The organism is Actinokineospora fastidiosa, from assembly GCF_014648415.1.
Taxonomy (GTDB): Bacteria; Actinomycetota; Actinomycetes; order Mycobacteriales; family Pseudonocardiaceae; genus Actinokineospora; species Actinokineospora fastidiosa.
The window spans coordinates 318,118-339,348 of the sequence record NZ_BMRB01000002.1; the positions used below are offsets into that span (position 1 = coordinate 318,118).

Below are 21,231 nucleotides of genomic sequence, written 5' to 3' on the forward strand. Positions count from 1 at the left end.
GCCCGGTGGCCCCGGGGGCGTGCCTGATCCGGTACGTCAGCACGGCGTTCGGCGCGTTGCAGCCCTGTGGCGAGCCGGAGCCCCTCGCTTGGGGCGCGGTCGAGCAGGTCGACCGGCGTGGCGTACCGCGACCTCACCATTGCGATGTGCGAATCGTCCGGATTCCGGGACAGAGGCGGCGCAGGCATGTGACAGTGTCGCCATGCGGACTACCTGCCTCGTCCTGGGGACCCTGAGCCTGCTGATGTCGGCCATCTGGGTCGGCATCGGCCTCCTCGACCTCCTCGCCGGTGGCCCGTCCACCTCCAGCCCCGCAGTCACCGGACTCCGGATGAACGCCGCGTCTGCGGCCGCGATCGACCTGAGGGGCTTCGACTTCGGCACGACGTCCACGCTGGCACAGGTCTCCGCGATCGCGGGCGTGGGATGGATGATCGCCGCCTCCGCGTTCAAGCCCGCCCAGACCGCCCCGAGCACCACACCGGACGGACGACACTGGCAGCCCCCGCTCCAGAACCACCCCGCTCCCCAGGCGCAGCCGTACGCGCCGCAATGGCAGCAGCAGGCCCCACCCCACCAGCACCCCGAGCAGCAGAGCTGACCGGACGGACGGGAGCCAGCAAGGGTGATCCGGGCACGCCGCCAGAGCAGATCACTCCGCCTCACACGCCTTAAAATCCACGGCTGACAGAAGGACCCAACTGATCGGGGTGGAGCGTGCCGGACGTGAGGGCCTTCTCCCGCAGACGGTCGAATGCGCGGGTTCCCGACGGACGTGCCAGGAAGTCTTTGATGCGTAGCGCGCACGCGCGTGCGCTGAGCATGCTGGTGTCGCACTCGATGTCGTAGAGGCCATGCGCGTGCACCATCGCGAGCTGCCCCTCCGCTTGGCCGATTTCCCGGTCGCCCCTGCTGATCTCGCGGCGGCGCAGCTCTTCGAGATCGCAGTGCACTCCGACGAGAACGACATCCAGCCCGTTCATGACCGCAAGGCAGTCGATCAGCCTCCAGGGCTCACTCAGCACGTGGTCCATCACCACGTCGTTGCCCGCGTGTGCCATGCCTGCCGCGGCTCGGTGGAAGCCTGCCCTCGTGTGGACGAGCACCTCACGAATCCCGTCCTCACCGAGTTCGAGGGTGCGTTCCTTGGCCCTCAGGCCATTGATGACGTCGACGCTCATGGCGAAATAGGGAGTGTCCAGCACCGACAAGAGTTGCGCCGCGATGCTGCTCTTCCCTGAACTCGATACACCGTTCAAGAAAATGATGCGCCCCTTGCGGCTGGCCGCGAAAACCACGACCGGCACTCTAGCATTTGGACGTCATTCATCATCGGTCGGGAACATTTGGGCAAAGCTGTCGGTCACCACCGGTCGAGGTGGAGGGTGGTGTTCAGTGGGGGGCGGGAGGCGGGGTGGAAGTCGGTGCCGAGGTGATAGGCGGTGGGGATCAGGGCGCCTTGGTGGATGCCTTCGGGGATGGCCAGGAGGTCAGCCACCTCCTTCTCGTGGCGTAGGTGGGCGGCGGTCCACGTGGTGCCTAGGCCGTGGGATCGGGCGGCGAGCATGTAGCTCCACACCGCGGGGAGGAGGGTGCCCCAGAGGGCTGCCTGGTTGCCGGGAGGTAGGGGCGCACCGGTTTCCACGCAGGCCAGGACCAGCACCGGGACCTCGCCGAGGACCTGCGCTAGGTATGCGGCGCTGTCGATCGAGCGTCGCTGGGCGCCCGTCAGGCCCGTCGGCGGGACCCTGCCCGACCACTGGTCCGCGAACGCCGACCGGTAGATACGGCCGAGTTCGGCGCGCGTGTCCGGATCGGTGACGACGAGCCAGTGGGCCGGGGTGCGGCCGGACCCGCAGGGAGCCTGTTGCGCGATGCGGAGGCACTCCTCGACGAGCGACAGGGGGACCGGGCGGGTCAGGTCGAGGCGGCGGCGGACGGAGCGGGTGCGGGTCAGCAGGGCGTCCGCGGTCAAGGGGGCGGTGAGCACGGGGGTCTCCTCGGGTCGATCACCAGGCGACGGGGAGTTCCCAGAGGCCGCGGATGTACATGTCGGTGCGCCAGCGCAGGGTCGCGTCGGCGGCGGCGATGCGCAGGTCGGGGAACGTGCCCAGCAGCGCGGTGACGCCGATGCGCAGTTCGACGCGGGCCAGTTCGGCGCCGACGCAGTGGTGAGCGCCGTAGCCGAAGGCGACGTGCGGGTTCTCCGCGCGGTCGAAGTCGAGGGTGTCCGGGTCGGCGAACACGGCCGGGTCGCGGTTGGCGGCGTCGGGGATCGGGATGACGACCTCGCCCGCGCGCACCACCTGGCCATGCGACAGCTCGACGTCCTCCATCGCCACGTGCGGGACGCCGCCGGTGGCGTTTCCGCAGACGTACCGCAGGATCTCGGCGATCACCGGGTCGATCGGGCGGTCGAGCAGCTCGGGATGGCGCAGCAGGTGGTGGACGACGGTCGCGAGCGCGTTGCTGGTCGTCTCATACCCCGCGACCAGCATCCCCGCGGTCATCACGACCGTCTCCACCGGACTCAGCGCGCGTTCCGGGGAGCGGGGGTTCAGCATGTCCGCCACGAGCCCCTGCACGGCGCGGCCCGCGGCGAGGTCGGTCGCGACGCCGGTGACGAACGCCGCGACGTACGCCTGGAACCCCGCGTGCGCCTCGGCGACCGCCTCCGCCGGGTAGCGGCCCGCGGACATCATCGGGTCGACCCACTGCCTGAACAGCGGAATGTCCTCCTCGGGCAGCCCGAGGACACGGCACATCACGCGCTGGGTGAACGGCACGGTGTAGTCCGCGACGAGGTCGGCCGGGGAGCCGGACTCGGCCAGCTCGGCGAGCTGCGCCTTGGCGACCTCCTCGACCATCGGCGCCAGCTCGCGGACCCGCCGGGCGGTGAACGCGTGCGCGACAGCGGAGCGGCGGCGGGTGTGGTCGGGGGCGTCGACGGTGATCAGCGGCAGCGACTCCGGGGACCGGGCGAACAGCGTCCCCTCGTACGCGGCCCGGCTGAACCGGGGGTCGGACAGCACCAGCCGGACGTCCTGGTGCCGCGTCGCCAGCTTCGCCTCGCGGCCGTTGGCCAGCCGAACCGTGGGCAGCACCGGGCAGCGGCGCAGCTCCGCGTACTCCGGCGGCGGCTCGACGCCCTCGGACACGGCGAACGGGAAGGACGGCAGGTCGGTCACAACAACTCCAACAGGTTGGCGATCACGGGACCGGCGAAGCCGGTGAGCAGGAACGCCGCCGCCAGCCCGTACGGCCAGCGCGGCAGGCGCCGGAACCGCAGCGCGGCCAGCACCGGGAACACCAGCGGCAGCACGACGACCAGCGCCGCGGGCGACCACGGCCGCGCCGCCGCGACGAGCAGCGCGACGCCCACCACGGCGCAGCCGACCGCGGTGGCCGCGCTGCCGCCCACGCCCAGGGCCGTGACGTACGTGCGCTCGCCGGGCCGCGGCCGCCGAACCGTCTTGCGGGCGAACTCGAAGTGCGCGAACAGGAGCGCGGCCACCACGACGCCCACCGCGCCGGACCACGACGGCCCCAGCCCGGTCGAGTGCAGGAGGCCCGCGTAGAGGAACCCGTTGAGCAGCAACTGGACCGGCAGCGCGAGCGCGTAGTTGACGAACAGCGCGTCCCCCGACGGCCATCCCGTCCGCCGCTCCACAGTCACCATCACCCCGACGTACGCGAGCTGCACGGCCAGGATCGCGGCGACCGCGGGCCGCCACGCGTTGGCCGCCAGCACCACCGCGGCCCCGACCGCGAGCAGCACGGCCAGGTCCTGTGTGGACACCACACCGCTGGCGAGCGGGCGGTCGGGGTTGCGGTCGCGGTCGTAGTCCAGGTCCCGGATGTCGTCGACCGCGCGCATCATCAGCAGGACGACCAGCATCGTCCCGACCGTGACGACGATGTCCGCGCCGGGGACCCAGCCGGTGATCCGCGAGTCGGTCAACGCGCAGGCCGCTGTCGCGCCCACCGCCCAGGCCACCGCCAGCGGTAGGTACGCCGCGGGCGGGAAGCTGCCCCGGATATACGCGGCTAGGCGGGCAGCAAGCGCACCGTGCCCGCCGCGCCGTCCACCTCGATCATCATCCCGTCCTCGATCAGCGACGTCGCGCCCGGCACGGCCACCACCGTCGGGATGCCGAGCAGCCTGCCCGTGATCGCGGTGTGCGAGAGCAGTGTGCCCCGCTCCACCACCATCCCACGGGCCGCCGTCATGAGGAACAGCCATCCGGGATCGGTCTCCTTCGCGACGATGATGCGGTCTCGGCAGGACTCCGGCGCGATCGACGGGTCCAGCACGACCCGCGCCGGGTAGCGCACGACGCCCTTGCTCGACGGCAGACCCCGCAGCTGCGCGGGCCGCACGCCGAGCAGCGCGGCGTCCACGCGGGCGGGCAGGCCGTCGCCCACGGGCCGGTCGTAGGCGGTGCTCAGCCGGGCGTCGAGGTCCGGCCGGGCGGTGGCGGCGAGCCGCTCGGCGCGCCTGCGCGCGACGATGCCGCGCAGGTCGCCGTCGATGAGGGTGCCGTCGTAGGCGCCGAAGACCTCCTCGACGGTCAGGTCGACGACATCGGCGCGCTCGTCGAGCCGACCGGCGGCGACCAGGTGGTCGCCGAGGCGCCACAGGACCTCCCGGGTCAGGCCGTAGAGCTGGCTGCGGCAGTAGCGGGTGTCCTCGCGGGTCTTGACGAACCAGCGCAGCCCGGCCGCGAGCGACCGGATCACCGTGCGCCGCACCGGGTTCGGGCACCGCGCGCGCAGGTCGGCCTCGGCGTCGACTCGGCTGGCCCGCTCCTTGGCGCGGCTGTCGGCGACGGTGAGCCCGCCGCGGACCATCGGGCGGAGCATGTCGACGATCATGCCCGGCCGCTGGCGCGGCGAGGGCTCCTCCAGCTTGAGGTCGTGCAGCGCGCGGTCGCCGTAGCGGCGCAGGTGCTCGGTCGCGGCGGCCGCGACCCGCTTGCCGTGCACGCCGCCGACGATGTCGGCCCACACGTCGTCGGCGGGGTCGTCCTGGACGCGCGCGGCGAGCACCGGGTCGGCGGCGACCAGCTCGGCCAGCGCGATCGCCGACCGCACGCCCAGCACGGAGCGGTTCTCGGCGCCGCCGAGCAGCAGTCCGCCGATGATGCGCTTGTCGTCATCGCCCACCCAGCGGCGCAGCAGCGCGGAGGTCGCGGTCGCCCAGGACAGCAGGTAGACGGAGTTCATGAGGGTGATGCCCCAGCGCTCCCCCACCTGCGCCCACAGCCCCCGGTGGAAGGCGATCAGCTCCTCCGGCGACCACCGGTCCATCCCGTCTGCGCCCGCGACCAGGTCGTCCCACCAGGCCAGGAACCCGCGGACCGAGCCGCGCAGCCGCGCCAGCCTGCCGATCAGGCCGGGAACGGTGGGCAGGGCGCGGACGAAGTCGGCGCGCGTGGGCGGCTTGGCGTCGTTGAGGCCCATCGACTGCTCCCACCACGGCCGCACCAGCGGGAAGGCGGGGATCTGGCCGTGGAGCGCGAACCAGGCGTCGAGGCGGTAATAGACGCGGCCGTCGAGCAGGCCGATCATGCGGTCCAGGTGGTGCTTCTTGTCGGCCAGCCTGCGCTCGGACACGCCGAGCCTGCGGTAGGCGTCGTGGAAGGCGAGCTTGTAGAACTCGCGCGCCTGGGAGTAGGTCAGCGCGCCGGAGACGCCCGGGAAGCTCTCGGTGATGTTGTGGTTGCTCCACGGGATGCGCGGTTCGTCGGGGGGCGCGGCGAACACGACGGGCCGGGCCTGGACCAGGTGGACGCGGCCGTCGGGGGTGATCGTGCCCTCGATGTCCTGCGGGAGCCCGAAGAACGCCTCGACCTTGCCCGCGAGGTCGTTGATCCGGCGGGCGAGGTCGTCGGACAGGACCGGCGCGGCGGCCAGCTCGGCCGGGACGGCGATGGTCACCGGTCCGCCGTCGCCTTGGGCCACCATCCACCGCTTGGTGACCACGTCAGCGCGGACGTCGTCACCGTCGACGTAGAAGTGGTCGACGTCGGCGCGCTCCTGCACGACCCCCTCACCGATGCCGTGCGCGGCGGCGATGACACCGGTCGCGCCCCCGGTGCGCGGGTCGCGGCTGAACGCCACGAACGACCGCGTCCCCGACACCATGCGCTGCACCCCGACCGCGACCCGCGCGGAGTCCGCGGCGTGGCCGCGTCGCACGCGGTAGGCGACGGACTCGGGGTTGAACGCGGACGCCCAGCAGCGCGCGACGGCGGCGGGCACGTCTTCGGGGCGGACGTAGAGGAAGGAGTCGGTCAGCCCGGCGAACGCGTCGGTGGCGCCGTCCTCCCCGACCCCGTGCTCGTCGGCGACCACGCACGCCCGCACCGCGACCAGCCCTCCCATCGCCTCGGCGGCGGCGACGAGATCCCGGGCCAGGGTCGGCGGGACACCGTCGACGGCGGCCTTCGCCTTTTCCGCCCACGCCACCAGATCGTCGCCCGGGGTGGTCACGCCCGCGGTGGCGGCGTCGAACGCCGAGGCGGGGACGCAGACGAACTCGGGCACCGCGAAGCCCGCGTCGCGCAACCGCGCCTGCCGCGCGAACTTGTGGCCCACGACCGTCGCGTCGAGCAGCCGGTCGTCACCGGGACCGATGAGCGTCATCACCAGACCCCCGGGATCAGGCGGGACCGGGTGGCGGCGAAGGCCGGGTACCCGGCCAGCGACCACAACACCCGCTCCTCGGTGACGATCCGCCACCCGAGCGCCGCCGCGAGCAGCCCCAACGCGACCACGGCCGCCGGGTTGAGGAAGAACCCGACGAACCCGGCGTTGGCCAGCAGCATCCCGGAGTACGCCGGATGCCTCAGCATCCGGTACGGCCCGTGCGTGACGAGTTCGTGGTCGTCCCGCTTGACCACCTGGTGCGTGTACTGCCGTCCCAACGCCCTGATCGCCGCGAACCGCAGCGCGATCCCGGCCCCGAACACCGCGATCGGCGCGGCCAACCAGGGCGACCACGCGGTCCACGGCACGGCGGGCAGCACCGCGCAGATCCCGACCACGGTCCGAGCCGACGCGTACGCCGTCAACGTCCGGCTCTCAGCGGCCTCCTGCGACGGCTCCTGGAACGTCACCCGCGTCTCCAGGACCACCCAGGCCAGGTAGGCGACCATGAGCAGCCCGGCGACCAGCCGCACGGGGTCGTCCCCGGCGAGCAGGTGCGTGACCGCGCGGAACACGAGCAACGCGCTGCCCGCGACGAACAACACCCTGGTCAACAGGGTCGCGGCGCTCACTGGACCGGCACCTCGCCCCGCATCCGCCGGTACACCCCGGGCTTGGCGGAGAAGTAGTCGAACACGATCCGCCCCGCGGCCTCCCCGTCCGCGAACACGTCGATCCCGTCCTTGTGCCTGCTCCTCGGCGCGGCCGTCTGCCGCCTGCTCAACCGCACCTCACCGGTCAACCCGCACGCCACCTCGACATCGAGCCCCAGCAGCACCAGGGTCGTGTCGGCGGACCGCTTGAACTCCTCATGGCACAGCAGCGTCCCGAACTGCCGGGTAGCGTCGATCACCGTCTCCACCCGCAGCGGAGCGCCTTCACCGGTCGCCAACCGGTGCCCGGGTGGCGGCCGCAGCACATCCACAGAGGACACCTCGGCGATCACCGGCGTCCCGATGAGCACGTTCTCCGCCCGCCGCCGGTGCACCAACCCCGGATCGGCGGGCGCCGTGGCGACGTGCTCCCGCCCCTGCCCCCGCACAGCGGACTCCCGGAACGCCACGCTCCCCTCGCACACGACCTTCCCCATCTGCGTCACCCGCAACGCCGTGGCCCCCGGCAGCGGCACCGCCTCCAACTCCACAGGCGCGGTCAACTCGCAGAACGCCGGGAACTCCAACGAAAGCGACATCCACCCGCCGGGCTCCTCCGGCGACCCGAGCCCGGCGCGACGGACGATGTCGAGCAGCCCGCAGACGAGCGCCATCCCCGGCATGTGGTCCAACGGGTGGTCGAAGAAGTAGGGATCGTCCCGGGCGACCTCCAAAGTGGCCACCTGCCGCAGATCCCGGACCACGTAGCGGTCCACCACCACACGATCACTGACAACGGTCAACGCATACCTCGATTCACAGGGACCCGCGATGCCGAGGCGATCCCCACGGTTGATCGGGACGCGCATTTGGTAACACCCGCCGCTGATACGTCACTGATGAAACATGTTCACATCAGCTCGGCAGCACGCTTCTGACCTTCGAGGACGTCCACTCGGCACGCCTGCCCCCACCGCACGTCCTCAAGCGCCGGTGTCGGCCGCCCACTCCGTCCCGGCCCAAGGCGCACCACACAGGAACGCGGTACAACCCCAAGACACTAGAAGCGGTCGAGGCGGCAGTCCGCCAGCGCGGGCTCGGCGACGCCGTCGACCAACTCCTGCGCGACCAGACGGCCGATGATCGGGGCGAGCGTGACCGCCGCGTGCATCACCGCCAGATAGAGGCCCGGCACGGCGGCGACCGGGCCGATGATCGGCTCGCCGTCGGCAGGCATGGGGCGCGCACCGATCCCTGAACCGAGCAGCTCGACGTCCGCTGCCCCGCGGAAGGTCGACCGGACGGCGGTGAGAGTGTGCTCAGCCGAGTCCGCGGCCGCGTGGAGCCGGTCCGGGGCGACCTGGCGGAGATCGAAGTCCCGGTTGTGGACGACGGTGCGGACCAGGCCGGCCGGAGCGCGGAGCCGGAAGAGCGTCGCCGGTGACGGGTCGACCGGGACCTGGACACCCAACGGCGCGGCCAGCGCGGCCGTGGCCACCCCGGCCGCGAGCACCACGGTCGCGGCGGTGAGGGGTCCCGCGCCCGTCTCGACCCCGGCGACCCGGCCTGTGGCGTCCCTGCGGACCGCGACGACCGGGGTGTCCGCATGCACGCGCGCACCATAGGCACGGGCTCCCTCGACCAGCCGCTCGGTGAGGCCCAGCGGGTCGGCGGCGCCGTCACCGGGCGCCCAGACCGCCCACTCCGGGGGCTGCCGCAGGCCGGGCTCAAGCCGCGCCACGGTGGCCGCGTCCACGACCTCCTCCCCCGGCCCGACCTCCGGCACGGTGTCCGCAACACCCCAGGACAGTGAGCCGGACCAGGTCACGGGAGTCCCGGCAGCTCGGCCTCGAGCAGGCGATACTCCTGCGGCGCGGACACCCGCAGCCTGGCGGACGGACCCGTCCGCACGCCTGCCGTCCCGATCCAGGCGAACGACTGCGCCGTCACGCCCGCGCCCGGCCGCCCGACGTCGACCAGGGTCACGACGGCACCGGCCCGAGCGGCGTGATAGGCCACCGAGGCACCGACGATGCCAGCGCCGACGACTACCAACTCCCGGCTCTCAGGTGAGTTCACCATCATGACGATCTTACGGTCAGCGGGTCGGAACCTCGTCCGAATCACCCACTCCCCAGGGACAGAGCGCAACCAGGACGCACTTCCTGTTGCCGGGTCGACGCGGACGAACCGCGTCGATGACGCCCTGACCCTCCTAGCCTGTTTTTGCGGCCACGACATGCGCTCAGCCGCGATCGCGGTGCTCAGCTCAACAATCCATTTATCTTGATAGTAGATAGTGTGAAAATGATCTAGCGGGTCGTGTCTGTCGAGGAGTAGGCCGCGCATTGACAGTTTGATTGTCAACCCGCGCCGCCTGTTCACCCACAGTGCTGAGGCGTATACCGGATCGGAGGCAGATTCACGTACTCAGGTGAGGAGGTAAGACGTGTCCCGACTCCCGAACATGGCGCTCAGCCTGGCCCTGGTCCTCTCGGCAGGCGGCGCGGTGCTCGTCCCTGCGGAGGCGGAACCCGTTGCCGACCACTCGATCAGCGGAGTACCCGCGATCACCCAGGTCGGCGAGGAACTGTCGTTCGCCCAGGCATACGCAGGCGCGGACCGCACCGTGGTCCGGCATCCCGGCGCCACCTATGTCAAGGTCCACTTCGCCGAGCTCCGGCTCGCCCCGGGCGACTACATCACCGTCGCCAGCCCGGACGGGCGCGAGGTGCACACCTACCGAGGCAACCCGGCCCTCGGTCAGTCCCGTCCCGACGACAGCTCCTTCACCCGACACGGCACGCGCGGCTTCGCGGCGATGTCGGTGGAAGGCGACACCGCTGTCGTCACCCTGCACGAGTCCGGCCGGGGCGCGTCGAGCTACCGCGTCGACCGGTACTGGCGCGGGTTCACCGACGCCGAGGTGATGGCGCACAACCCGGCCCTGATGAGCGTCTGCGGCACGGACGCCCGGCGGGACACCGTGTGCTACCAGTCCAGCCACCCCACCGAGTACGCGAAGTCCGCGGCGGTGGCCAGGCTGCTCATCGGCGGCGGCGGGCTGTGCACCGCGTGGCGCGTCGGCAACACCAACCGGCTGCTGACCAACAACCATTGCGTGTCAACGCAATCCGGCGTGGCGAGCTCGGAGGTGCAGTTCCAGTACGAGTGCGCCACCTGCGGCGGCAACAACCCGCGGCCGGGCACGAAGGTCAGCGGTGCGACGATGCTCAAGACCAGCCCCGGCGGGTCGAGCCGGTTGGACTACACCCTGTTCTCCGTCGACGACTTCGCCGCGATCGAGCAGTTCGGCACGCTGTACCTGAACACCCGGGCGCCGGTGACCGGTGAGCGGATCTACATCCCCGGGCACGGCGACGGCAGGCCCAAGCGGCTGTCGATCTACGAGGACACCCAGGGCGGGGCGCTGTGCACGGTCCGCAGCGCCAACGCGGACTCCTACAACATGAGCTACAGCTGCGACACCTCCGGCGGCAACTCCGGCTCGCCGGTGCTCTCGGCCGACCACAAGGTGATCGCCCTGCACCACCTCGGCGGCTGCCCGGGCAACCGCGGCGCGCGGATGAGCCTGATCTACCCCGAGATCAGCGGGCTCATCGACAACAACGACGACCAGGCGCCGCCGGGACGTCGGTTCGAGAACACCACCGACGTCCGCATCACCGACCTGGCGACGGTGGAGTCCCCGATCGCCGTGTCCGGCGTGGGCGGCAACGCCCCGGCGGCGCTGTCGGTGTCGGTGGATATCAAGCACACCTACCGGGGCGACCTCGTCGTCTCCCTGGTGTCCCCGGACGGGACGTCCTTCCTCCTGGAGGACTTCCCGGACAGCGACAGCGCTGACAACGTCGTGCGGACCTACTCGGTGAACGCCTCGGCGGAGACGGCCGACGGCCGCTGGGCGCTGCGCGTCCGGGACCAGGCGAACCAGGACGTCGGCTACATCGACTCCTGGGCGCTGCAGTTCCCCTAGCCGAACCGGCGGGCGTCCGCCCATCCCTGCCTCGGGGTGGACGCCCGCCGTCACCGGGGCGAGGCGCTCCGCACCTGGTCCGACAGCTCCCGGACGGCCCCGACCGCGGGCCAGCGCGTGGCCAGGTGCACCTGGACGGCGCGCAGTTCGGTGCCGATCCTCGGCCAGCCCCGCAATCCGGCCGACGCGCTCAGCAGGTCCGACAGCACCCCGGCGGCGTCCTCCGGTTGATCCGCGCAGGCCAGGGCGCCCGCCAGGCGGATGGTCACCAGCACCCGGTCGTGCTCGGAGACGGCGGGCACCTCGTCCAACGACCGGGACACGTGCTCGACGGACCGCCCCGCGAAGGCCGTGCCGCCGCGCAGCGCGAGGTCGCGGTAGCAGGTGCCCGCGTTGAGAGCGAACACCGAATCGGTGATCCCCGCCGTCCACGGCTCGTCGGCGGGATCGTGGTGGGCCAGCAGTCTTTCCGCCACCGCGAGCGAGCGTTCGCACGCGCGGGCGTCGGCGACCGCGGCGTGGGCACGCGCTTCGGCGAGGACCGCCCACGCCCGGGTGCGGGGTCCGAGGCCCTCGACCGCCCTCGCCGCCCCGGCGAGGGCGATCGCGGTCTCCGGGTCGCCGGTCGACAGGTGCACGATGCTCTGCCGGACGAGGAGCCGGGCGGACAGCTGGGGATCGCGGGCCAGCGTCGCCCACTGGTAGCCGGCCTCACACCAGGACAGGGCGGCGGCGCGGTCGTTCTCGCCGTCGAGCCACGCCCATCCCGCCGCTTCGGCGAACCCCGCGGCCAGGACCAGCAGGGCGGTGGACGTCGCGCCGGGGGCGCCCGACCACCACCGCATGATCGTGCGGGCGTGGTGCTCCAGCGGAACGATGAGATCGCGGCCGCCCACCTCGGCCATCGTCCGGGTGTAGGCCTGCAGGAGCCGGTCCATGGCCTCGGCCGCGTCCGTGCCGGGCATCGACGTCGGTGGGCCCGGCGCCGCGGGCGCGGTCCGCCGCTCCCGCGCCCACAGCGCCGTCAGTTCGCCGTCGGTCTCCAGCAGCCGGTCGGCGCGCTCGGCCAGTTCCCTCGTCGGCCTGCGGCTGCCGCTCTCGATCTTGCTGAGGAACGTGTGGTCGTAGCGGAGTTCCCTGCCGAGCGCCGCCTGGGACAGGCCGCGGACGCGGCGCCAGTGCCGCAGCCGCGCGCCGAAGTGCGCGCGCGCCGGGTCCTGCGGCCGCGGTGGGCCGGGCATCGGCGGACCTCCTGTCTCGGCGAGCCGGAACGGGCCACGCCCTCGGGGCGCAAGGGCGGGCTTGTCGACGCGGCCCGTTCCGGCTCCGCGCGGTCCGCCGCGCACTTTCCGACGGCGACGTGGCGAACGCTAATCGCGCGCGACCGCCATGGCATCGGGGATAACCCTTGCTATGGCCGCCGCAGCGCCCGGGCGAGCTGCGTGCGGGAGCGCACGTCGAGCTTGCGGTAGACGCGGGTGAGGGTGGCCTCGACGGTCTTCACGCTGAGGTAGAGCCCGGCGGCGATCTCCCGGTTGGTGGCGCCGTCCGCCGCCAGGTCCGCGATGCGCCGCTCGGTGGCCGTCAGCTCCGCTGGCCGGGCGCGCTCATGCCCGTCGAGCCGCGCGCGCAGGTGGTCGGCGTGCGCCAGCCACGGCCGCGCCCGCGCCCCGGTGAACAGCCGGACCGCGTCGTCCACCGCGCGCCGGGCCGCGGCGAGCCTGCGCGCGCGCCGCTCGACCTGGGCGCGGACCACCAGGGCATGCCCCGCTTCGATCGGGTGGCCGAGATCGGTGAACCGCCCGACCGCGCGGTCGAGCAGGTCCACCGCGGCCGCGTGGTCGCCGCGGGCGCTGTGCCAGGCGGCCTCGGCCCGGTCGAGGCGGGCGGTGACGCCGAGCCCGTGCGGTTTGTCCACCAGCGCCGCCCTGGTCTGGTCGAGCAGCGCGCGGGCGGCGTCGAGCTCGCCCGTGGCCACGAGCGCGGCCGCCAGGTCGCCGTGCCAGCGCAGGTTCGAGGGGTCGGCGATGGACCGCGGGCCCTCCAGTTCGGGGATGCGGCGCAGGACGTCGACGGCGCCCGCCGGGTCGCCCGCGCGCAGGTGCGCCTGACCGAGCGCGTACAGGTGCCTGCGCAGGAACACGTTGTCCTGCTCCTGCTCGGACGCGGCCACGCCGCGCTCGGCGTACTCGCGGGCCCGGGCGATGCTGCCGCCCGCCAGTTCGGCCAGCGCGCAGGCGTACCACCCCGGACCGGGGCTCAGCCGGGCCGATCCCCCGACCCGCGCGGCGCGAGCGGCGTAGTCGAGCGCGTCGGCGCAGCGGCCCATCACCACCGTCACCTCGACCAGCGCGCGCAGCACGCTCACGTGCTCCTCCGCCGTGCCGCGCTCGACCACCGCGAGCAGGGCGAGCAGTTCGGCGTGCGCGTCGGCGGTGCGGTCGTCGAGCAGGGCGAAGCGGGCGTGCACGAACCGCGGTGACAGGTGCGCGCTGCCGTCGAGGTGCGCCGGGGGCAGCGCGAACGCGGCGGCCAGCGGCTCATTGTGGTCGGCGCGGCCCATCAGCCGGTACATCAGGGCGATGACGGCGTGGCCCAGCGCGGCGGTGGCCCAGTCGCCGGTGGCGGTGGCGTGGGCGACCGCCTGCTCCGCCTCGGCGACGGCGCTCGCCGGGTGCGCCGTGATCACCGCGGACCACGCCCGCCACAGGTGCAGGACGGCCAGCGCGGCTGGATCGGACCCGGCGTCGACGGCCGCGGCGGCGAACACCTCGGGGATGTCGCCGACCCGCTGGCCCTCCAGGTGCGCCAGCGCCATGCGCACCCGCACCCGGTCCAGCGGCAGCGAGTCCGCCGACAGCACGGCGTCCACGGCGCGTCGGGTGAGCTCCTCCAGCCCCGCGCCCGCCCCGGCCTGCGCCGCCGCCACCAGCCACCGCTGTCGCGTGGCGGCCTGGTCGACGGGGGTGCGGTCGGCGGCGAGCATGAACAGCTCGGCGGCCAGGTCCCGGGCGCCCCGGCGCAGCGCGCCGTCGGCAGCGGTGACCAGGGTGCGCGCCACCCGCGCGTCGGGCCGGTCGGAGGCCAGCGCCAGGTGCCGCTCGCGCTGGTCGGGGAAGACCACCGCGTCGGCGAGCACGCGGTGCGCCCGCGCCCTGTCCTCGGCAGTGGCGAGATCGGCGACGACCGTCGCGGCGCCGGGCGGGGTGAAGCGGATCGTGTCGGCGTCGAGGAAGACGAGCCCGGCGGCCACCGCCTCGGCCAGCTCCTGCCGCGCGTCGGCCCGCCCGGCCCGCAGGAGCAGGCGCGTGGTCGGCGCGCTGGCCAGCGCGCACAGGAGCAGCGTCTTCCTAGCCTGCGGCGACAGCATGGCCAGCCCGGCCCGCACGCGCGCGGCCCCGGCCGACGGCGGGGCGACGGCCTGTCCCTCCGCGGCCAGGGCGAGTGCCAACGCCGGGTTGCCCGCGGCGTCGGCGTGCAGCGCCTGCGCCTCGCGCGCGGACAGGCCGTATTCGGCGACGAGTTCGGCGATGTCGCCTGCCTGCAACGGCGGCACGGCCACGCGCAGCACGGGCCGCGGCACCAGCAGCCCGACCTGCGCTGGCTCGTCCCGACCTGCCACCACCACGGCGAGCGTCGCCCCGAACACCCGCACCGCGTGCGCGTGGACCTCGGCGGACACCGCGTCGATCCACTGCACGTCGTCGAGCACCACCAGCGGCTCCATCGCGACCAGCACCGCCCGCCACGCCGCCCGCAACGCCACCGGGTCCCCCGCCCGCTTGAGGACCGTCTCCCGCTGCGCGTCCGGCAGCCCCTCCACCACGTCGTCGGGAACGGCGGCCAGCAGATCGGCGAGCACCCCGCCGTCGACCCACCGATCGGCCTCCGCCCCGGCCGCCCGCACCACCGGCCCGGGATACGCGGCGGCCACCACGTCGAGCACTGTGGACTTCCCGATCCCCCCGGGCCCGGTCAGCACCACACCCCCGCCGTCGGCGAGGTGCGCGCCGACGGCAGCCACCAGGTCCGCCCGCCCGACAACCGCCCGCCCCGCCGCCCTCACCTCGCCCCGCGCAGGTCCACACCGGACCAGCCACCCTACCCACGCCCGGATGCCCAGCCAACCCTGCTGTCAGGGCATAGGGGCTCTCCCGGCTGGTTGTCCGCACCGCGCGGCGGCCAAGCGCACTCGACGCCTGGGCGGTCCATCTGTTTCCGAACCGGGGTAGTCCGGGTACCCGGGCACCAGCGGACAGGAGGTCCCGGATGACAACCAAGGCAGTCGCGCTGGCCGTGCTCGGAGCAGGCGGAGTGGTCCTCTTCGTGATCGGGTTGACGACCGGGGCGAACGGGCTGGTGGGGCTGGGTGTCGCGGTCATGCTGGCCGTCCTGGTCATCGCCAGCTTCACCGTGCGCCGCAGTGGTGCGCAGGATGGCCCGGCCGAGCAGGACGTGGCCTCCGACGACGCGGTGGCGGGCAGCAGGGCGACCGGGGGCGCCGACGGCCCCGGCACCGGTGACCGCGGGAGCACCACCGGCGCGGGCCCCAGCGACACCTTCGTCGGCCGGGTGGCGGGCGACCCGGAGAGCGCGGCGGGCCAGTCCGGCGCCGAGGCCAGAGCCGAGGACCGCCGCCGCGGCGGCACGGGCTCCTGACCTGCCCCCTGAGGCACGGCAACGGACCCGCGGCGGCACAGGCCCCTTGAACCGCCAGCCTGCGGCACGGCAACGGACCTGCCTGCTGATCCTCTCCCTCCTGCTGATCCTCTCCCTGCGGCAAGGCAACGGACCCGCCTGCGGCACTGCACCGGATCCGCCGCTTGCGGCGCGGCGACCGGGCGAACGGGCCGAGCCCGGGCGCTTCTCCCGGCTCACGTCTTTCCGCCGCAGCCCCCGGGCTCGTGCCGCAGCCCCCGGGCTCGTGCCGCAGCCCCCGGGCTCGTTCCGCCACGGCCAAGTCGGAGTCCGTCCCGCCGAGCAGCCTCGGCGGCACGTTCCCGCCGTGGCAGCCTCGGCGAGTTCGGTTCCGCCGTGGCGGCCTCGGCGGGCTCGTTCCGCCGTGGCAGCCTCGGCGAGCTCGTTTCGCTGTAGCGGCTCGGCGGGCTCGTTTCCGCCGTGGCGGGCTCGGCGGGCTCGTTCCGCCGCGCGCGCCTCCGGCGGGGGCTACCGGCCGAGTCGCTGGGCCAGCAGTTGCTTGCCCTGCTCGCCGCCCTTGCGGCTCTCGCCCTGCGCGCGGCGGAAGAAGTCGGCGAGTTCGCTGTCGCCTGCACGCTCGGCGTCGGCGATGTAGGTCTCCAGGCGCAGCGCGTTGCTCAGGCACGCCTCGACGAACCAGATGAGGTTGTAGTCCTTGTCCGGGGTGCCGGTCACCTGACCGGTCTCACTGCTGGACACGGTTCCTCCCGTCGTTGATCGGTTTCGTCCCTCGGCTACCCGCTCGCCTCGGAACGACACCTCGATCGCGGGTGTCCGCCTGGTCGCGCGCGGGTAGGCGGGGGCATGTTCTTCGACTCCTGGACCGGGCTCGGCCGCGTGGTCGTGGTCGGCGTCCCGGCCTACGTCCTGCTCATCGTGGTGCTGCGGCTGTCGGGCAAGCGGACCCTGGCCAAGATGAACGCCTTCGACCTCGTCGTCACCGTGGCGCTCGGCTCCACCCTGTCCACCATCCTGCTGACCACCGACGTCGCGCTGGCCGAAGGTGTCCTGGCGCTGGCCCTGCTCATCGCCGCCCAGTTCGTCGTCGCCTGGACAGCGGTGCGCTACCGGCCGTTCCGGCGGGCCGTGCGGTCGCGCCCCACCCTCTTGGTCCGGCAAGGCCGACTGCGCGAGCAGGCGATGCGCGAGCAGCGCGTCACGCGATCGGAGGTCCTGCAGGCGGTCCGCACCCAGGGCCTCGGCGGGCTCGACCAGGTGGCGGCCGTGGTCCTGGAGACCGACGGCTCACTCAGCGTCATCCCGACCGACAAGACCGGCGATCACAGCGCCCTCGCCGACGTGCCGAAGGGCGACTGACCCGCCGCTGCGCGCACCCCCTCCTGGCGTCCGGTCATTGGTGTGGGATGGGTACGCCCGCGGCGCGCAGTCTGGCTTCGACCAGCGCGTTCAGCCGCGCCCAGGTTCGCTGGTGTTCGCGGTGGTGGTTGATCAGCCCGTACCGACTCGCGTCATCGGATCGCGGCTCGTAGCCGCTCGGTAGCGCCAGCAGGTCGTGGTCGGCCAGCAGCTTGTCGGCGAGCGCGGTGGCCAGTTCGTCGACCCGGGGGTCGTCCGGGTCCCAGGTCTGCGCGTCCCAGGCGCGTTGGGTCAGCTGGACGAACTCAGGGTCGTCGAGCCGGTGTTCGAGGTGAGTCAGGAAGATGGCGAACAGCTCCGGCGCCAGAGCCTTGGCCAGCACCAGGGCTTCCCGTTGGCCTGCCACGTAGTCCGGGTCGAGGTCGAGTTCGGTGAGCCGGTCGAGGAGGGCGAGGGCGCGGTCGGGCAGCAGGAGCCGGTCGGCGTCGGCGAGCTGCCGCAGGGTGTCGCGGCGGGCGATCAGGTCGTCGATCCGCTCGGTGAGGCGTCGTTCCACGTCGACGAGTGCGGTGGCGAACTGCTCCGCGTCGGCGTCGAGCAGCGGCCCGACATCAGCCAGCGGAACCCCGGCGGCGGCCAGGGTGCGGACCTGGACCAGCCGCAGCAGGTCGGCCGAGGTGTACCGGCGGTAGCCGGAGCTGTCGCGTCGCGGTTCGTCGAGCAGCCCGTGCTGGTGGTAGTGCCGCACGGTCTTCACCGTGACGCCTGCGAACGCCGCCGCCTGCCCGATCGTGACGCCGCCGGTCGTCGTGGGTGCCATGCGCCGAGTGTGCGGCCTGACCCGAGGTCAAGGTCAAGCCGCACCGCCTCGTCGCTTTGACGCTGGGGCTCGTCAGCCGCAGAACACCTCCGTGAGGAGGCCGTCCAACGCCTTCGGGTAATCCTCCACCAGATCGACCTCGGCATTCCCGCCGGTTATCGACGCCGTCAGCGTCTTACCGCCGTCGGGGGTGCTGTATACCAGCGCCCCGTAGCCGACGGTGCTGCCGTTGTGGAAGAAGAGGGTGCCTGCGCAGTCGGGGCCCGCGTCCTGCACGCGCAACCCCAGGCCGAAGCCGCTCTTCGGGTGCGGCGTGCGCATCTCGGCCAGCAGCGGGGCGGGCAGCAGCCTGCCGCCCAGCAGCGCGGAGAAGAACGTGTGGAGGTCCTGGGTGGTCGAGATCATGTCGCCTGCGCCGAACAGCAGGGAGGGATTCCGGCGGGTGACGTCGACCGTCTTCGGATGGCCTGCGTCCTGGTAGTGGTAGTAGCCGTGGGCGTGCGGTCCGGGAAGCCCCGACCAGGCGCCCGGCACCACGGTGTCGCGCAACCCGAGTGGGCGCAGGACTCGGCGCCGCACTTCCTCGGCGTAGGAGTGGCCGGTGACCTGCTCGATCAGCAGTGCGGCGAGCGTGTAGTTGGTGTTGGAGTAGTTCCAGTCCGTCCCCGGGGCGAACAGCGGTCCCTGGGACAGCGCGAACCGCACCAACTCCTCCGGCCGGTAGGTGCGGAACCGGTTGTCCACCCACTCCCGGCCTGTCGAGGGAAGGCCGGGCATGGCCTTCCCGTCGTAGTAGTCGCCGGTGTGGTTGAAGATCCCGCTGGTGTGCTGCAACAGCATCCGAACCGTGATCCGCGGGTCCAGACCGAACCGCGGCAGGTGGTCGGCCACGGGGTCATCCAGGTCTAGCCTGCCCTCGGCCACCAGGTGCAGGACCACGGTCGCGACGAAGGTCTTGGTGTTGCTGCCGACCCGGAACCGCCCGTCCGTCGGCGGCGGCGCGCTCGCGCCCAGCTTGCGCACCCCGGCGCTGCCCACCCACTCCCCCCGTTCATCGTGCACGCGCACCTGCATCCCGGCGAAGCCGATGTCGACGAACTCCCGCATGGCGTCCCGCAACTCCGGACGATCCTGCCCGGCCTCCACCACGGCCGTGCCACCCGCAGCGGCCATCCCGGCCACCAGCGTGACCGCCAGCGCCGCGATCCCCACCCGCCGGAAGGTCCGCGACCTGCGCGCTCTCTGCTGAATCCCCTGGGTCGGTCTGTTCTCCGTCATGCGGCCAGGCTCCAGGCTGACCTTGGGGCGGGGTCAACTCAGTCCGGGCTGCTACTGGTATCGGAGGATGAGGCGGATCAGCTCGTAACTGCTGCCTCGGTTCGCGGTGCCGGGGTTGGCGGTGACGGTGACCGTGTCGTTCGCGGTGTCGAGGGTGGCGGGGATGGTGGTGATCCGGGCGGCCTCGTTCGGGGTGTCGGGGTCGGGCATCCACATGACTTTGAGCTCGACGGGCTCTTTCCGACCGGACTGGCTGGTTTGACGACGGTGCGGAGGTGTCGCTCAAGCGGGCTGGGGTTGGTGCGCGTCAAGCTGCGTGACGATCGCGCCTGGTGCCGGTTAGAGGTGGAAACGGCCCCACAGCGCGGTCGTCGAGGAGGGAGGGTTTTCGGAGCTTGCCGCCCGGATGGCCGATGCACTGCACCGGGACCATCGGTTCGTCGGCGGCGTCAGTGATCGTGGAGACAGGCGGGCTGGGGTGGGTTGCCGTCTGTCGGGTGTACCTGCTCGGACGGGGCCGGGACGAGGAAGCGGGCGACGCTGTCCAGCTTGGCGCAGGTTTCGGCGAACTCGCGGTCCGGTGTGGACTGGGCGACGATGCCCGCGCCCGCACGGAGCCAGGTGCGGCCGTGGTGGCGGTGGATCGATCGGAGCACCAGTGCCGCGTCGAGTTCGCCGGAGGCGTCCACCGTCATGACCGCGCCCGCGTACAGGCCGCGGGGCTCGGGTTCGTGGCGGCGGATCGCGGCGTAGGCGGCTTCCTTCGGGACTCCGGAGGCGGTGACGGCGGGGAAGACCGCGGCGAAGGCGTCCCAGGCGTCGCGGCCGGGGGCGAGGAGGCCGCCGACGTGGGAGGCGAGGTGCTGGACGGTGCCGCGCCCCTTCACCGTCATCAGGTCCCGCACGTGCACTGACCTGGGCGCGCAGACCGCCAGCAGCTCGTCGTGGCAGAGCTTGACGGAGATGGCGTGCTCGTGGATCTCCTTGACGTCGGAGAGCAGTTCGGTCCGGTAGTGCTCGTTCAGGTTCTCGTCGCCGGTGAGCGGGCGGGTGCCCGCGAGCGGCTGGCTGACGACCTCGCCGTCCGCGGCCACGGACACGACGACCTCGGGGCTGAACCCGGCAGCCTCGACGCCGTCCATGCGCAGCAGGAAGGACCGTGCCGGGGTGTTGGCCCGGCGGCCCAGCGCGTAGGTGGCCGCGAGGTCGACGGCGCCCAGTTCGACGACCCTCGACAGGATCGCCTTCTGCACCAGGTTGGCGCAGATGTCCCCGAGCACGTCCGCCACGGCGGCGCGATAACGGTGGCCGTCGACGGCGCGGACGTTGACCGGACGGGGGCACGGCACGGCGAGCGGGCGGGACGCGGCGACCACGTCGGCCAGGACGGCGACCTGGGTCGGGTCGACGGCCCTGATCCGCGCCCGGCCGTCCGCGACGCGGACCTCGCCGCGCGGCACCATCAGGTGCGCGAGGCGCTGGTCGCCGAGCCGGTCGCGGTCGCTGGCGTAGGCCAGCTCGAAGGCCGCCCACCCGTAGGCCCGCCACCCCGGCATCGGCAGGGTCGCCAGCAGCGCCCTGACCAGTTCCAGCGGCCTGCCGTTCCAGGGCAGCGCGGTGTCGCCGAGCCTGCCTCCGTCGCGGTCCACGGTCACCTCGGCCAGCACCCCGCCCGCGTAGGTGAACGCGCCGTCCTTCTCGTAGACGACGTAGTCGTCGTCCGGTCCCGCCTCGGCCAGGCGCACCACCACGTCGAGCGGGTCGGCGGTCACCGGGACGGTCGTCTCGTGGTAGCACGGGGACGTGGTGGTCATGCG

20 protein-coding genes are annotated in these 21,231 nt (G+C 72.9%); 4 read left to right on the forward strand and 16 right to left on the reverse strand.

The features are described from left to right. Positions 1 to 202 precede the first annotated feature (202 nt). Positions 203 to 601 carry a hypothetical protein gene (locus IEY98_RS11470; protein WP_189210419.1) on the forward strand — a complete coding sequence of 133 codons (399 nt, stop codon included), beginning with the start codon at positions 203 to 205 and terminating at the stop codon, positions 599 to 601. 70 nt (positions 602 to 671) lie between these two features. Here the strand turns inward: IEY98_RS11470 and IEY98_RS11475 are convergent, their stop codons facing one another. The 9 genes from IEY98_RS11475 to IEY98_RS33095 all read right to left on the reverse strand — a co-directional run bounded on the left by IEY98_RS11475 (position 672) and on the right by IEY98_RS33095 (position 9,386). Beyond that, positions 672 to 1,298, reverse strand: a complete 627-nt coding sequence (locus IEY98_RS11475; protein WP_189210420.1) for a chloramphenicol phosphotransferase CPT family protein — start codon at positions 1,296 to 1,298, stop codon at positions 672 to 674. 65 nt (positions 1,299 to 1,363) lie between these two features. After that, on the reverse strand, positions 1,364 to 1,975 hold the full coding sequence (locus tag IEY98_RS11480) for a nitroreductase family protein (RefSeq protein ID WP_189211728.1): 612 nt from the start codon (positions 1,973 to 1,975) through the stop codon (positions 1,364 to 1,366). 34 nt (positions 1,976 to 2,009) lie between these two features. Continuing rightward, on the reverse strand, positions 2,010 to 3,188 hold the full coding sequence (locus tag IEY98_RS11485) for a cytochrome P450 (RefSeq protein WP_189210421.1): 1,179 nt from the start codon (positions 3,186 to 3,188) through the stop codon (positions 2,010 to 2,012). Then, positions 3,185 to 3,985, reverse strand: coding sequence for a hypothetical protein (locus IEY98_RS11490; protein WP_189210422.1), 801 nt, complete (start codon positions 3,983 to 3,985; stop codon positions 3,185 to 3,187). The genes IEY98_RS11485 and IEY98_RS11490 overlap by 4 nt, the downstream gene beginning before the upstream one ends. Positions 3,986 to 4,047: 62 nt before the next feature. Further along, on the reverse strand, positions 4,048 to 6,648 hold the full coding sequence (locus IEY98_RS11495; RefSeq protein ID WP_189210423.1) for a PEP/pyruvate-binding domain-containing protein: 2,601 nt from the start codon (positions 6,646 to 6,648) through the stop codon (positions 4,048 to 4,050). Next, positions 6,648 to 7,283 carry a methyltransferase family protein gene (locus tag IEY98_RS11500; protein ID WP_189210424.1) on the reverse strand — a complete coding sequence of 212 codons (636 nt, stop codon included), beginning with the start codon at positions 7,281 to 7,283 and terminating at the stop codon, positions 6,648 to 6,650. The genes IEY98_RS11495 and IEY98_RS11500 overlap by 1 nt, the downstream gene beginning before the upstream one ends. Next, positions 7,280 to 8,080, reverse strand: a complete 801-nt coding sequence (locus IEY98_RS11505) for an AfsA-related hotdog domain-containing protein (protein ID WP_189210425.1) — start codon at positions 8,078 to 8,080, stop codon at positions 7,280 to 7,282. Before IEY98_RS11505 ends, IEY98_RS11500 begins: the two co-directional genes overlap by 4 nt. Before the next feature lie 284 nt (positions 8,081 to 8,364). Beyond that, complete coding sequence (locus tag IEY98_RS11510; RefSeq protein WP_189210426.1) at positions 8,365 to 9,132, reverse strand: NAD(P)/FAD-dependent oxidoreductase; 768 nt, start codon at positions 9,130 to 9,132, stop codon at positions 8,365 to 8,367. Then, entirely contained in the window at positions 9,129 to 9,386 is a 258-nt protein-coding gene (locus tag IEY98_RS33095) for an FAD-dependent oxidoreductase (protein ID WP_189210427.1), read from the reverse strand. The genes IEY98_RS11510 and IEY98_RS33095 overlap by 4 nt, the downstream gene beginning before the upstream one ends. 367 nt (positions 9,387 to 9,753) lie before the next feature. On the opposite strand from IEY98_RS33095, the gene IEY98_RS11520 reads away from it, so the two are divergent. Then, positions 9,754 to 11,301 carry a proprotein convertase P-domain-containing protein gene (locus tag IEY98_RS11520; RefSeq protein ID WP_229786824.1) on the forward strand — a complete coding sequence of 516 codons (1,548 nt, stop codon included), beginning with the start codon at positions 9,754 to 9,756 and terminating at the stop codon, positions 11,299 to 11,301. 50 nt (positions 11,302 to 11,351) lie between these two features. On the opposite strand, the gene IEY98_RS11525 is transcribed toward IEY98_RS11520, so the two are convergent. Next, positions 11,352 to 12,542: a helix-turn-helix domain-containing protein gene (locus tag IEY98_RS11525; RefSeq protein WP_189210428.1), complete on the reverse strand. Its 1,191-nt coding sequence runs from the start codon at positions 12,540 to 12,542 to the stop codon at positions 11,352 to 11,354. A gap of 170 nt (positions 12,543 to 12,712) precedes the next feature. Next, complete coding sequence (locus IEY98_RS11530) at positions 12,713 to 15,367, reverse strand: LuxR C-terminal-related transcriptional regulator (RefSeq protein ID WP_268244577.1); 2,655 nt, start codon at positions 15,365 to 15,367, stop codon at positions 12,713 to 12,715. A gap of 203 nt (positions 15,368 to 15,570) precedes the next feature. Here IEY98_RS11530 and IEY98_RS11535 point away from each other — a divergent pair, with 203 nt between their 5' ends. Then, positions 15,571 to 15,960 carry a hypothetical protein gene (locus tag IEY98_RS11535; RefSeq protein ID WP_229786825.1) on the forward strand — a complete coding sequence of 130 codons (390 nt, stop codon included), beginning with the start codon at positions 15,571 to 15,573 and terminating at the stop codon, positions 15,958 to 15,960. A 507-nt stretch (positions 15,961 to 16,467) separates the two neighbouring features. Here the strand turns inward: IEY98_RS11535 and IEY98_RS11540 are convergent. Next, entirely contained in the window at positions 16,468 to 16,698 is a 231-nt protein-coding gene (locus tag IEY98_RS11540) for a hypothetical protein (RefSeq protein ID WP_189210430.1), read from the reverse strand. A gap of 105 nt (positions 16,699 to 16,803) precedes the next feature. Here IEY98_RS11540 and IEY98_RS11545 point away from each other — a divergent pair, with 105 nt between their 5' ends. Further along, positions 16,804 to 17,316 (forward strand): DUF421 domain-containing protein, encoded by a 513-nt coding sequence (locus tag IEY98_RS11545; RefSeq protein ID WP_189210431.1) that lies wholly within the window; start codon positions 16,804 to 16,806, stop codon positions 17,314 to 17,316. 34 nt (positions 17,317 to 17,350) lie between these two features. On the opposite strand, the gene IEY98_RS11550 is transcribed toward IEY98_RS11545, so the two are convergent. From IEY98_RS11550 to IEY98_RS11565, 4 genes are all read right to left on the reverse strand, one after another. Next, on the reverse strand, positions 17,351 to 18,136 hold the full coding sequence (locus IEY98_RS11550) for a MerR family transcriptional regulator (protein ID WP_189210432.1): 786 nt from the start codon (positions 18,134 to 18,136) through the stop codon (positions 17,351 to 17,353). Between the two features lie 72 nt (positions 18,137 to 18,208). Beyond that, entirely contained in the window at positions 18,209 to 19,414 is a 1,206-nt protein-coding gene (locus tag IEY98_RS11555; RefSeq protein WP_189210433.1) for a serine hydrolase domain-containing protein, read from the reverse strand. Between the two features lie 51 nt (positions 19,415 to 19,465). Continuing rightward, positions 19,466 to 19,624, reverse strand: a complete 159-nt coding sequence (locus IEY98_RS11560; protein WP_189210434.1) for a hypothetical protein — start codon at positions 19,622 to 19,624, stop codon at positions 19,466 to 19,468. 239 nt (positions 19,625 to 19,863) lie between these two features. Then, positions 19,864 to 21,228 carry a salicylate synthase gene (locus tag IEY98_RS11565; protein ID WP_189210435.1) on the reverse strand — a complete coding sequence of 455 codons (1,365 nt, stop codon included), beginning with the start codon at positions 21,226 to 21,228 and terminating at the stop codon, positions 19,864 to 19,866. Between the last annotated feature and the right edge of the window lie 3 nt (positions 21,229 to 21,231).